Source organism: Thermococcus sp. MAR1, from assembly GCF_012027305.1.
Lineage (GTDB): Archaea > Methanobacteriota_B > Thermococci > Thermococcales > Thermococcaceae > Thermococcus.
In genome coordinates this window covers 41,055-52,908 of sequence record NZ_SNUF01000003.1, presented here as the reverse complement: position 1 = coordinate 52,908, position 11,854 = coordinate 41,055, and the positions used below count along the sequence as shown (strand labels likewise).

The window sequence follows — 11,854 nt, the reverse complement described above, 5'->3', positions numbered from 1 at the left end:
GGATACGATGAAACGGGCCCTCGTTCTGGTAACTCTAATCATCCTAACCGCCCTTCCACTGGTCTCCGCGGAGAGGTTAAGTTACTATCCCAGCCAGGATACGTTTCAGGCATTTCTAAACTCAAGCTCAACCTACACTGTCATAGCGGGTAACGATGATTGGGCAAGGGGATGGGCGTACTACGTGGACGAGAGGCTCTACACGATAAAACCCCACGGCAATGATACCTTGGTTCTGGTCGGAAACGTCTACAACAATCCCGCGATGGCAAAGATTTGGAACCTCACGGGGCTCCCCGCCAACGCTTCCCTTCTCCCCTCGATCGTCGTCCTCAACGGCACAGTCCTCATAACCGGCTCCGAGGACAACATCTACATAACCGAGAGGGCCTTCGAAGGGCTTTGGAATCCCCCTCGCGGCTCGGTGGTGGCTTTTTTAGCGCTCCTATCCATCATCATCCTGACGTTCCTGCTCGCCCTGAGGCGCGACAACAGCCACGCGGGCAGCTTCTATATCCTAACCGCATCGCTCTTCATCTTATGGTACCTGACCGCCCAGAGACCCGTCCTGACGGAGCGGTTCCTGCGCTACCTCCTCCAAGCGGTAACATTCGCCGTGGGCGGTTCTCCCGAGTCTCCCCTCAGCATGATAATGGGGTTCATCTTCAGGTTCGTGCCCCCCATCGAGGAGAACGTAATCTTCGTCCACTGGATTCTCATCCTACTGATAGCATCGTTCTCCTTCTACCTGGCACCCAAGAGGGCTCGTGAGCTCGGCTTTATGATATTCGGGCTTACGTTCGTTGCCCCCATGTTCAGGGAAAACCTGTATCACATCAACGGTAGCGCCCTCGGACTGGCGGGTCTCGCGATAACCCTCGCGATAATAAGCAATGTGACATTCTCCCCGGAGAAATGGAAGGCCCTGCTCCAGACCTTCGTTCTCTCGGTGTTCACACTGCTTACGGTGGCTATAAACCCATATCTGGCCTTCATACCAATAGCCTTCGTCATCACGTTCCCGAAGAGGCACCTGAGAAACTACGCGTACCTGCTGATAACAGGCGCGGGGATTCTTACCATGTACCTCCAGTTCGGAGTTCCCGTTGGCCTTCCGAAAGGAATGGACCCGCACGGATGGGGGTATCTGGAGAGGTTCCTGTTCAACAGCGCCCTAGCCCTGGTGACGATGGCCTACACGATGACCAAGGGAGAAAGGGGAATAAAGATGAAGGGCCAGAGTGCTTTCCTGCTCCTGATGACGATCCTGTACCTTCCGGTGTCGCTGTTCGTGCCCTCACTGTTCCCCTACTGCTTCATCCTTATCTCAGCCCTAACCGTGAGGCTAATCCACGGACTCACTCCCGGAACTTGACGGCCCCTATGAGGGTCCCCCTGAGGTGCGGACCGATTTCCTTGATTATTCCAGGGGCCTGGGTGCCCTTCTTGAGTATCAGGAGAGTTTCCATGAGACCCAACTCCTCTATGCGCTTCACGTCCCGTCCGTGGCCCGTTTTGATGAGGGCTTTTTCAATGTTCTCACTCACGGTGCCGGCTATGAAGAGTTTGTCGTAGCCGTCGCTGAGCCAGGTCTTTATGCGTTTTAACTGAGCGTCGCTGAAGGCCAGCTCGACTTCCCTGGCACCGAATTCAACCTTGGTAACGACGACCTCCACGGGCAGGTTGTCCACCCAGCCGAAGTCCCTTATCATTTGCCTTACCGGCATCTCACCGAAGGTCTCTTTGAGGTAGTAGAGGGGCAACAGTGCATCCTTCGGCCTGGGCGTGAAGATTCCGATGTCCACATAGGCGCCGTAGCCAACCTTGCCAAGGTCCACGAAACGACCGCGGTAGGTCTCCCCCTCTTTAACCGCGCTCAGCTTGTAGGGAACCTCACCGAACTCCTCGCGAACGAGGTTCGCGCTTATCTCCTCGTCCTCGCCGCTCAGAGACACCTTAATCCAGTTCTTCTTAACCGCTGAAAGTTTCCATTCGACTTCCAAATCTCCAAGGAGAGCCTTCAACTTCTTGTCAAGCTTAAGAAAGCCACTCCTATCCCCGTAAACCTTTTCAAGAATAACTACTTCCTGCATACTCACCATCCCCGAAGTTCATCACCAACCGTTCAAACAGGCATCACTTCTTCTTTTTGGGCTTCTTCCTGAGGCCAAGCTCTATCTCGAGCTCCTCGATGCGCCTCTTGAGCTCCTCAACCACCGCAGTGTTGTCGTACTGCATGAGCATCTGGCCACATATCGGGCACTGGAACTCGTACTCCATGGCCTCGTCAAAGGTCAGCTTCGGATGCCCCGGCGTACCGCAGTGGTAGTAAATCTCGCTGGTCTCTTCCTCCAGCATTTCCCGGAGCTTCTTCAGCTCTGCCATCTTCTTAGCCCTGATTATCTCTGGCAGCCTCTTGGTTTCAAGTCTCCAGTAGTAGTAATACCAGCCAGTTTCCTTGTCCCTTATGCGCTTGAACTCAGCCAGCCCCTGATCGTAGAGCATGTAGAGGACCTTTCTGACAGTGTTGACCCTAATGCCAGTTATTTCGGCGAGCTCTTCGTCAGTGGATTCCTTCTTCTTTTCGAGAGCCTTGATTACCTCAACGGCCTCCTCACCGCCCATGTCCATCGCAAGCTCAAGGAGCTCCTTGTTTTTTCTCCTCGCCACCATTAACGACCTCCAGAGAATATTCAACCATGCTGGATTTTAGCACATAAATACTGTCCAATAACAAACTATGTGAGCTGGGGTATATATAGGTTTTTGTCATATTTACAACGCCAGTGAACAGAAAAGAACGTTGAATGGGCTAATCGGTGAAGTACTCGTTAAGCAATTCCTTCGCGGAGGGCTTGTAGAGTTCGAGAACCTCTATGTCCTCAATAACGTTACCTTCCCTGAGTTTGAGCTTGACCTTGCCCCCGTAAACCTGAAGGTCGTCTAACATGCCGTAGATGGCATCTTCCGCCTCAAGGGGAGTTTTAAACTTCATTATATACTCCCCATCCTGAGTGATGAGCTTGACCCAGTACTCGTTCTTCCTTTTGAAGGGACGGGTAATCTTCGGCTTGAAGTTGTCGATTATGATTTCCAAGTGCTCCACCTCCAGCCCAAAGACTTTTTGGTCTCTCTAGGGCTTTTAGGTAGCGGATTTTTAAGGGTTTCCTAAGGCCCCTTAAATAACAATGATATCGACCATTATTTAAACGTTATGAGGCAATATTTTTATTGAAGTTTGAAGTTCACTAACTCGATAGGGGCTGTGTTATGTGGGCGATAGAGACCGAGGGGCTTAGAAAGAGTTATCCAAAGAAGATTCCCCTCCCCTTCAGGAAGGTAGAGTGGGTGGAGGCCGTAAAGGGTGTCAGCTTCAAAGTCAAGAAGGGGGAGCTCTTCGGACTCCTCGGACCCAACGGTGCGGGGAAAACCACCACGATAAAGATGCTGACGACCCTTCTGGAGCCCAGCGGGGGGACTGCAAGGGTTTTGGGGCTGGACATAAGGAGAGACGCCAGGGAAATCAGGAGGAGGATAAACCTCGTGGCCGAGGGCGAGAGAACCCTCTACTGGCGCCTGTCCGCCTATGAGAACCTCAAGTACTTCGCCAGAATATATTACGTCCCCAAAAGTGAGGAAAAGGAAAGAATAGAAAGCCTCCTTAAGCTTGTAGGCCTCTGGGAGAGGCGGAACGACCTGGTGATGAACTTTTCCCGCGGCATGAAACAGCGCTTGGCCATAGCCAAGGCGCTCATAAACGACCCCGAGGTTCTCTTTCTGGACGAGCCAACTCTCGGCCTCGACGTGCAGAGTGCGATATTCGTGAGGGAGTTCGTGAAGAGGCTCGTGAAGGAGGAAGGCAAGACTGTTCTTCTAACGACCCACTACATGGCCGAGGCGGAGGAGCTGTGCGACAGGATAGCGATCATCGACCACGGGAGGATAATAGCCATGGACACTCCTGGGGGCCTGAAGAGGCTCGTTAAGGACGAAGAGACCGTCGAGATCAGGGTAAGGGAGCTAAACCCCAAAAGTCTCAAGGAGAGCCCCTTCAGTATGGCGGTGGTTGAGGAGGACGCCTCGGCCGGAACAGTAAGGCTCAGGGCCCAGGTTGACGAGGAAGACCTGCCCCGGCTCGTGGAATGGCTCGTAAAACGGGGCGCCAAGGTGCTTTCGGTCGAGAGAATGGAGCCAACCCTTGAGGACGTCTTCATAAAGCTCACCGGAAGGGGGCTGAGGGATTGATACTGGCCGTTGTAGAGAAGGAGTTCCGGATGTTCTTCCGCTACCCTCTTAGGGTCATAAGCTCGATCCTCGTGGGGATAGTCTTCCTCCTCCAGTTCGTTTACTTCGGGCAGGCCGTTCTCGGAGGCAGATACTCGGCCCTGCTTGAGGCCTCCACGGGAATGGGAGACTATCCCACCTACGCCCTCATAGGCTATGTCCTCTGGTGGGTCTCCGTCTCGCCAATGGAGGCTTACGTCTGGGGCGTCAGGAGGGAGCTCCAGAGGGGGACATTTGAAACCAACGTCCTGTCTCCGGCGAGGCTTATCAGCCTGCTCTTCGGGCTCTCGCTGAGCTGGCTCCTCATGGATTCCATCCTCATGGCGATAGTCTTTGTCATGGGGGTAATAATCTTCAAAATCCCCATAACCGCGGTCATCGTCCTGAAGTCCCTGCCGGCTATAGCGGCCTCACTCCTGGCGTTTTTGGGCTTCGGCTTTGTATTTGCCGGCTTAGTTATGCTCCTGAAGAACATCGGGCCCTTCGCCCAGATATTCGAGTTCGCAATGCTGTTCCTGTCAGGCGTCTTCTTCCCCCTCACTGTAATGCCAGCGCCTATTCAGGCCCTCTCCAACCTGTTCCCGCTGACCCATTCGGCACAAATCGTCAGGACGCTCTTTGCAGGCGAGGGGTACCCCGCAGTCTCAGGTTCCGTGGCGTGGCTGATGCTCCTGATACCCGCCTACTGGGCCATTGGCTACCTGCTCTTCCGGTGGGCGGAGAGAACGACGAGGGTGATCGGGTATGGTGGCTACTGAGCTCAGGGCCCTCTGGGGGGTGGCCGTTAAAAGCTGGCGCATCTTCCTGAGCTACAAGCTCTGGTTCGTCAGCGATATAGCCCTCGGCTTCTTCTTCGTTGGACAGGCCCTCCTCATAGGGATAGGCCTCACAGGGGAGAGAAACTCGGAGGCCCTCCGCGAGCTGACCGGCTACTCGGACTACGTAACATTCGCCGTCCTCGGCTTCATGGTTCTGGGGTTCGGGCTGACGTTTCTCAGCGGTTTCGTCTGGAGTGTCGTCGATGAACTCTACGCCGGAACCCTTGAGTACTCCTTCGCCGCCCCGATGAGGAGAATAACCTTCTTCCTCGGCAACGTCCTCACGAGACTGCTCCTTTCATTCGCGTACATGTCGCTCTACGTCCCCCTGTTCGTACTCCTGTTCGGGCTGAACTTCGACATCGTGGCGTTCTCCAGAGCTATTCCGGTGCTCCTGATAGGGACCATCGGAATGGTGGGAATGGGAATGGCCACAGCCGGGATAGTGCTCTATCTGAGGGATCCAGGGCCGTTCATAAGCATACTGGAGATGCTGGTGTTCGCGCTGAGCGGTGCGATGTACCCCATCTCGATACTCCCCGGCGGACTGCAGTTCCTGGCCAGAATACTGCCATATGCACCCACAACTGAGGCCGTGAGAAGCGTCGTTGCCCACGGTTATGGGGCAGCTGCTATGGAGATAGCGTATCTTTCGGTTCTCTCGGCAGCATACGGCCTTCTCGGCTACTTGGCATATAAATGGAGTGAAAAACAGGCAAAAATCGTCGGCCTTAAGGCCTATTGAAGGGCAGCTCGATGCCCGTCTCTTCCGCGACTTCTATGACTCTCTCCAGCGGAACTATTGCACTTCTCGCACCGACCTTCTGAACGGTGAGATAAGCGAGCACCATGCCAAGTCTCGCTGCCTCTTCCAGCGACCAGCCTTTGAGGACTCCATATATAACCCCCGCGTCGAAAGCGTCTCCAGCTCCGGTCGAATCGATGACTTCCGCGCTGAGCCCGCGAACCTCGCGGACACTTCCGTTCTCATCCCTCACAAGGGCACCGCCGCCGTTGAGGGTGACCACGAGGTTCTTAGCCGAGCAGAGCGATAAATCGAGGGAACCGAACTTTCTCCTATACTCGTCCTCGTTCATCATGAGGTAATCAACTTTTTCCTCTATTTCCCTGGGTAACCGGGCCTCACCTATGTCAAGGGAGACCGTTACGTCTCTGGCACTTGCGAAGTTCACGACCTCAACTATGGTCTCCGGAGGGTTCGAAGAGAGGTGGACGTGCCTCGCCCCCGAGAGGTAATCGAAGTCTATCTCCTTCATGAGGTTGGCACCGGGATACTTCACTATCCTCTTGTCCTCTCCATGTATTATGGCAACGGCAACCCCCGAGGGCGCGTCCACTGTCCTGATGCCTCCAGTATCAACGCCCAGTCTTCTAAAGTACGAGATGTGAGCCTCTCCAATCTCGTCCCTTCCAACGGCCCCTATATAGCCAGTTCTCAGTCCAAACGTGGCCAGCCAGCTTATAGTGTTTGCGGCGGCACCGCCCAGACCGAAAAACGCGTTTTCGGCGTTGACCTTCTCGTGGAACTTAGGAAAGCGCTCTACGAGCAGTATGATATCGTAGTTGAGGTTGCCCACACCCACAACGTCGAACCTTGCCATGACCCTCACCTCTGAATAGAGAGATGGGCCGGGCATTGTTAATAAACTTGCGGAGGAATCCGGGGAAAGATTTAAATATCCATTCCTACCCACATATGAGTAAGAGGTGAACAAAAATGATGCTCATACTGGAGGCGTACTTCAAGAACTATCCCGCCAGGAGGAAGGTGGCGGAGTTCCTCTTTGAGAACGGCCTTAGCGTGAAGAACGGGAAAATATACCTCAGGAACGTGGAAGTTCCGATAAGCGAGCTCGCCAGGGTAATCGGAGTCAACAGAAAGATAGTCTATCACACCATAGAGTACATCGAAAAGACATACCCCCTTAAGCTTATCTTCGAGAGGCTCAACCCCCTTCCGAGCCTCATAGACGTCGCACCCCTGATGGGATGGGAGGTCCTGGAGATAGAACTGGAGAAAGAGGGCTACCTCAGGGGTTTTTCGGAGGTGCTTCGCCTGCTGTCAGAGAGCGGTGTCCCGGTTATGGAGGTATTCAGCAGGAACCTCAGGGAGGAGCCCACAAAGCTGTACATAGTCATAGACGGCACTCTGCCGGTCGAGGTCTTCATGAGGGTAAAGGAAATGGAGGGGTTCAGAAAGCTAATCCTCCATACCCCGGAGAAAGACAAGGAGAAGTTCGTCTGCAACTACTGCGAGGTCAAATACTGCCCGAAAAGGATCCTAATCGAGAGGCTAGAGGCTACCCCGTGACCCTGAACCCCTCAAGCCCCTCCGGTTCTTCCCATTTTACATCAACCCTCGTGACCCTCGCCAGGAGCGGGCCCTGGTGAGCCCAGCCGATCAGCGCCTCAACCCTCTCGGGGTCACCTTCTATGACAGCCTCGACGGTTCCGTCGGGCAGATTCCTCACCCAGCCGCTAACGCCGAGCTTTCTCGCCTCCCTCTGCATGCTCCACCTGAATCCAACCCCCTGAACGCGCCCGTAGATTCTAAGGTGAGCCCTTACCCTCCTCATACACCATCCCCTCGATGGTACTCCCACAACCGATTTAAGCTTATCCGTCGAGCTTAATCCGGTGGGGAAGATGGAGATGGTAATGGTTTACACAACCTTCCCCGACTGGGAGAGCGCCAAGAAGGTGGTTAAGGCACTCCTTGAGAAGAAGCTCATCGCCTGCGCAAACCTCAGGGAGCACAGGGCGTTCTACTGGTGGAACGGACAGGTGGAGGAGGACACAGAGGTGGGAGCACTTCTCAAGACGACCGTGGAAAAGTGGAAAGAGCTGAGGGAGGCCATAAGGGAGATGCACCCTTACGAGGTTCCCTTGATAGCCAGGATAGAGGTAGACAAGGTGAACAGTGAATACGCGGAGTGGCTCGAGAAGGTGCTGTCATGATAAGGAAAGTCAAGCCCCAGATACGCGTCGTTGGGTTTGACGATGGGACGTTCTCTTTCTCCTCCAAACTCGAACGGGAGAAGACGATTCTGATAGGCGTCGTTATGAAGGGCTCCCAGGAGGTTGTTGGCGTTCTCTCGCGCTGGATAACCGTCGACGGAAACGACGCCACCGAGGCAATGATAGACGCCGTCAACTCCTCCAGATTCAAAGACTTGCGCGTGATAATGCTGAAGGGAATAACCTACGCTGGCTTCAACATCGTTGACCTTGAAAGGCTCCACTCCGAGACGGGCCTGCCTGTCGTTGTCGTGGTGAGGAAGAGGCCAGACCTGGCGGCCATGGAAGGGGCGCTGAGAAAGCACTTCAGCGATGCCGAGGAGAGGATAAGCCTTCTGAGGAAAGCCCCATCCATAGTGGAGCTCGTCCCGGAGAGGCTCTACATTCAAGCCCTGGGCCTCGAAGCCGATAGAGCCGCCGAGATAGTCCAGGTGACCACCAAAACGGGCCTGATTCCGGAGCCCCTAAGGCTGGCACACATGATAGCCAGCGCCGTCATGAGGGGAGAAAGCACGAGGGAGTAGGTTTATAAGATGCCCCTGGAAAGAAAGAAACGGCCGATGATGGCAACAGGGTAGCTACCGAATCTTGATGTGGAAGCCGTTCCAGTCTGAGGTCAATCACACGGTACCAGCAGCACCGGGACTTTTGAGTCCCTCATAACCCTCTCAGCGGTGCTCCCTAGGAGCAGGTCCTTCAGGAAGTTTCTACCCTTCTTACCGATGACTATGAGCGTAACGTTCTTTGCCAGTGCGGTTCCTATTATCGCCTGACTTGCGCTACCCACGAGAACCTCAACATCAAACTGTGCCTTCACGCCCTTGGCGGATTTCCTCAGGTTGAGCTTCGCCACCTCTATGTTGCGCTCAAGCTCGTCCATCTTGCCGTAGTCCACGGAGTGAACGAGGATTCCCTTCTCTATGAGCTCCTCGAATTCCCTCACGGTCTTGATTATCTTTATCGAGCACTTCGAGAAGTCCAGCGTGACCAGAGGGCGCTTGAATATCGCCGAGCAGTCCACCGAGGGCTCGAAACCGTCATCTTTCTTCTGGTACTTCAAGAGGAGAACCGGCCGCCTGGTGGCCCTGGCGAGGTTGGAGGCGGTGCTGCCCAGGAACATGGTTCTCCAGATGTTCTCGCCGACGCTTGGGATAACGACGAGGTCTATGTTCCTCTCCTCCGCCACCTCGGCAATCTCAATTGATGGGATGCCTATCCTGACTATCGCGTTTACGGTTACACCATCGGTTTTGAGCTCCTCGGCGAGCTTCTCAAGCTTCTCCCGGTAGATATCCTCGAGCTCGAAAGCCTCGAACTCGGCAATGGTTATGTCAACGACGTGAATGAGGTGGAGTTCCCTAACCCCCATGGAGACGAGTTCGGGAATGCATGTGCGAAGGGCGTGCAGGGAAACGTCCGAAAAGTCGGTTGGATATAAAACCTTCTCAAACATCTTGGACACCCCGGTATTAATTTGGACGTTGATGCTTATTATCGTTGCCCATGCATTGGAAAGGGTTATAATGCCCACGGCCAACTCTCAACGGTGATTGCTATGGTTAAGAGGGTTCACATCTTTGACTGGCATAAGGAGCACGCCAGGAAGGTTGAAGTTTTTGCCGGCTGGGAGATGCCCATCTGGTACTCAAGCATAAAGGAGGAGCACTTGGCGGTTAGAAACGGCGTTGGAATCTTCGATGTCTCCCATATGGGCGAGTTCATCTTCCGCGGAAAGGACGCCCTTGAGTTCCTCCAGTACGTGACAACCAACGACATCTCAAAGCCCCCGGCCATAAGCGGAACCTACACCCTCGTTCTCAACGAGCGCGGAGCAGTAAAGGACGAGACCCTTGTCTTCAACATGGGAAACGACACCTACATGATGGTCTGCGACAGCGATGCCTTCGAGAAGCTCGACGCCTGGTTTAACACCATAAAGAGGGGAATCGAGAAGTTCGGCCAGCTCGACCTCGAAATCGAGAACAAGACCTACGACATGGTCATGTTCTCAATCCAGGGTCCTAAAGCTAGAGACCTCGCAAAGGACCTCTTCGGCATCGACATCAACGAGCTCTGGTGGTTCCAGGCGAAGGAGGTGGAACTCGACGGAATCAAGATGCTCCTCTCAAGGAGCGGCTACACCGGCGAGAACGGCTTTGAGGTCTACTTTGAGGACGCCAACCCGTACCACCCGGACGAGAGCAAGCGCGGAGAGCCGGAGAAAGCTTTACACGTCTGGAAGACCATCCTTGAGGCCGGAGAGAAGTACGGCATAAAGCCGGCCGGACTCGGGGCGAGGGACACCCTCAGGCTTGAGGCAGGTTACACCCTCTACGGCAACGAGACGAAAGAACTGCAACTCCTCAGCACTGACGTGGATGAGGTTACCCCCCTCCAGGCCAACCTCGACTTCGCCATCTTCTGGGACAAGGAGTTCATTGGCAAGGAAGCGCTCCTCAAGCAGAAAGAGCGCGGCCTCGGCAGGAAGATGGTGCACTTCAAGATGCTTGAAAAGGGCATCCCGAGGGAGGGCTACAAGGTTCTGGCCAACGGCGAGGTCATAGGTGAGGTAACCAGCGGAACCTCTTCACCTCTCCTCGGAATGGGCATTGGAATAGCCTTCGTCAAGGAGGATTACGCCAAGCCGGGCGTTGAGCTGGAGATAGAGATAAGGGGCAAGCCCAAGAAAGCCGTAACCGTTGCTCCGCCCTTCTACGACCCCAAGAAGTACGGGGCCTTCAGGGAGGAGTGATCCCTCCTCTTCTTTTCTCCAAAAACCTTTTAGGTAATGGGGGCGTTACCTGGTAACGGGGGCAGAACCAAATTTTGTTCGGAGAGTCAAAATCGCTGAATTTATATGTCCCGAGAATGAATTGAACCCATGTCCAAAAAACACGCCGTCGGTGCAGTTCTCCTGTGGTCAACCGTCGCAAGTGCCTTCAAGCTCTCACTCCGCTACATGAGTCCTCTCCAGCTCCTCTTCTACGCGTCCCTAACCTCGCTCGTGCTCTTTGGAGTCATCTACGCGAGGGAGTTCACCCCCAGAAAGGAAAACCTCCGCTCGGCCTACCTCGGCCTTATAAACCCCCTCCTCTACTACACCGTCCTCTTCTCGGCCTACGACAGACTGCCGGCCCAAGAAGCGCAGGCACTCAACTACACCTGGCCGCTGATCCTCGTCCTTCTCTCTATTCCCCTCCTCGGAAAGAGACCCGGGGCGGGGACAGCCTTCGGCCTGTTCCTCGGATTCCTCGGAGCTTTGGTGGTGGCCACGAAAGGAAACGTTGCCGACCTGAACTTCAGGGACCCCCTAGGAGTGGCCCTCGGCCTTGGAAGCGCGGTGGTCTGGGCAAGCTACTGGCTCCTCAACCTGCGCGATGATAGGCCACTCATCGAAAAGATGTTCTGGAACTTCCTTTTTGGATTCCTTTACATCTCCATCGTTGTGGTTGCAACCGGCAACTTCTCAGTGCCTCCCCTGGAAGGGCTCGCCGGAGCGGTCTACGTCGGTCTCTTCGAGATGGGAGTTACCTTCCTCCTCTGGTACCGGGCCGTTGAGGGGGATATGGCGTTTGCATCCAACCTGGCCTACCTGGTGCCGTTTCTCAGCCTGTTCTTCATCTCCCTCTTTGTTGGGGAGAGCATAGCCCCGGCAACGGTAGTGGGGCTGGCCATGATAGTGGGTGGCATCATCATCGGGAAGAGATAGCAAA

General features: G+C 54.7%; 15 protein-coding genes. 9 read left to right on the top strand and 6 right to left on the bottom strand.

Features of this window, described 5'->3' with window-relative positions:
* Positions 1–7: 7 nt before the first annotated feature.
* On the top strand, positions 8–1,375 hold the full coding sequence (locus E3E25_RS10490) for a hypothetical protein (RefSeq protein WP_167893257.1): 1,368 nt from the start codon (positions 8–10) through the stop codon (positions 1,373–1,375).
* Here the strand turns inward: E3E25_RS10490 and E3E25_RS10485 are convergent.
* The 3 genes from E3E25_RS10485 to E3E25_RS10475 all read right to left on the bottom strand — a co-directional run bounded on the left by E3E25_RS10485 (position 1,359) and on the right by E3E25_RS10475 (position 3,097).
* A complete protein-coding gene (locus E3E25_RS10485) occupies positions 1,359–2,093 on the bottom strand; it encodes a DUF2110 family protein (protein ID WP_167893256.1) in 735 nt (244 codons plus the stop codon). The genes E3E25_RS10490 and E3E25_RS10485 overlap by 17 nt on opposite strands.
* A 43-nt stretch (positions 2,094–2,136) precedes the next feature.
* Positions 2,137–2,670 (bottom strand): transcription factor E, encoded by a 534-nt coding sequence (gene tfe / locus E3E25_RS10480; protein WP_167893255.1) that lies wholly within the window; start codon positions 2,668–2,670, stop codon positions 2,137–2,139.
* A 142-nt stretch (positions 2,671–2,812) separates the two neighbouring features.
* Positions 2,813–3,097: a hypothetical protein gene (locus E3E25_RS10475; protein WP_167893254.1), complete on the bottom strand. Its 285-nt coding sequence runs from the start codon at positions 3,095–3,097 to the stop codon at positions 2,813–2,815.
* A 173-nt stretch (positions 3,098–3,270) separates the two neighbouring features.
* Between E3E25_RS10475 and E3E25_RS10470 the strand changes: the two genes are divergently transcribed.
* From E3E25_RS10470 to E3E25_RS10460, 3 genes are read left to right on the top strand one after another with little or no spacing between them, the layout of a single operon-like run.
* Complete coding sequence (locus tag E3E25_RS10470; RefSeq protein ID WP_167893253.1) at positions 3,271–4,245, top strand: ABC transporter ATP-binding protein; 975 nt, start codon at positions 3,271–3,273, stop codon at positions 4,243–4,245.
* A complete protein-coding gene (locus tag E3E25_RS10465; RefSeq protein WP_255496526.1) occupies positions 4,242–5,042 on the top strand; it encodes an ABC transporter permease in 801 nt (266 codons plus the stop codon). Before E3E25_RS10470 ends, E3E25_RS10465 begins: the two co-directional genes overlap by 4 nt.
* The gene (locus E3E25_RS10460) at positions 5,029–5,847 is read left to right on the top strand and encodes an ABC transporter permease (RefSeq protein ID WP_167893252.1); all 819 of its coding nucleotides are present in this window, start codon (positions 5,029–5,031) and stop codon (positions 5,845–5,847) included. Before E3E25_RS10465 ends, E3E25_RS10460 begins: the two co-directional genes overlap by 14 nt.
* On the opposite strand, the gene E3E25_RS10455 is transcribed toward E3E25_RS10460, so the two are convergent.
* A complete protein-coding gene (locus E3E25_RS10455; protein ID WP_167893251.1) occupies positions 5,834–6,724 on the bottom strand; it encodes an ADP-dependent ribose-1-phosphate kinase in 891 nt (296 codons plus the stop codon). The genes E3E25_RS10460 and E3E25_RS10455 overlap by 14 nt on opposite strands.
* Before the next feature lie 116 nt (positions 6,725–6,840).
* Between E3E25_RS10455 and E3E25_RS10450 the strand changes: the two genes are divergently transcribed.
* Positions 6,841–7,434, top strand: a complete 594-nt coding sequence (locus tag E3E25_RS10450; RefSeq protein WP_167893250.1) for a regulator of amino acid metabolism, contains ACT domain protein — start codon at positions 6,841–6,843, stop codon at positions 7,432–7,434.
* On the opposite strand, the gene E3E25_RS10445 is transcribed toward E3E25_RS10450, so the two are convergent.
* A complete protein-coding gene (locus tag E3E25_RS10445; protein ID WP_167893249.1) occupies positions 7,424–7,699 on the bottom strand; it encodes an acylphosphatase in 276 nt (91 codons plus the stop codon). The genes E3E25_RS10450 and E3E25_RS10445 overlap by 11 nt on opposite strands.
* A gap of 70 nt (positions 7,700–7,769) precedes the next feature.
* On the opposite strand from E3E25_RS10445, the gene cutA reads away from it, so the two are divergent.
* A complete protein-coding gene (gene cutA, locus E3E25_RS10440; protein ID WP_167893378.1) occupies positions 7,770–8,081 on the top strand; it encodes a divalent-cation tolerance protein CutA in 312 nt (103 codons plus the stop codon).
* A complete protein-coding gene (locus E3E25_RS10435; RefSeq protein ID WP_167893248.1) occupies positions 8,078–8,665 on the top strand; it encodes a DUF99 family protein in 588 nt (195 codons plus the stop codon). The genes cutA and E3E25_RS10435 overlap by 4 nt, the downstream gene beginning before the upstream one ends.
* A gap of 92 nt (positions 8,666–8,757) precedes the next feature.
* On the opposite strand, the gene E3E25_RS10430 is transcribed toward E3E25_RS10435, so the two are convergent.
* Positions 8,758–9,594 (bottom strand): universal stress protein, encoded by an 837-nt coding sequence (locus E3E25_RS10430; protein WP_167893247.1) that lies wholly within the window; start codon positions 9,592–9,594, stop codon positions 8,758–8,760.
* A gap of 102 nt (positions 9,595–9,696) precedes the next feature.
* Between E3E25_RS10430 and gcvT the strand changes: the two genes are divergently transcribed.
* Together gcvT and E3E25_RS10420 are read left to right on the top strand one after the other, a co-directional pair.
* Positions 9,697–10,893, top strand: a complete 1,197-nt coding sequence (gene gcvT / locus E3E25_RS10425) for a glycine cleavage system aminomethyltransferase GcvT (protein ID WP_167893377.1) — start codon at positions 9,697–9,699, stop codon at positions 10,891–10,893.
* Between the two features lie 129 nt (positions 10,894–11,022).
* Positions 11,023–11,850 (top strand): DMT family transporter, encoded by an 828-nt coding sequence (locus E3E25_RS10420; protein ID WP_167893246.1) that lies wholly within the window; start codon positions 11,023–11,025, stop codon positions 11,848–11,850.
* Positions 11,851–11,854: the final 4 nt, after the last annotated feature.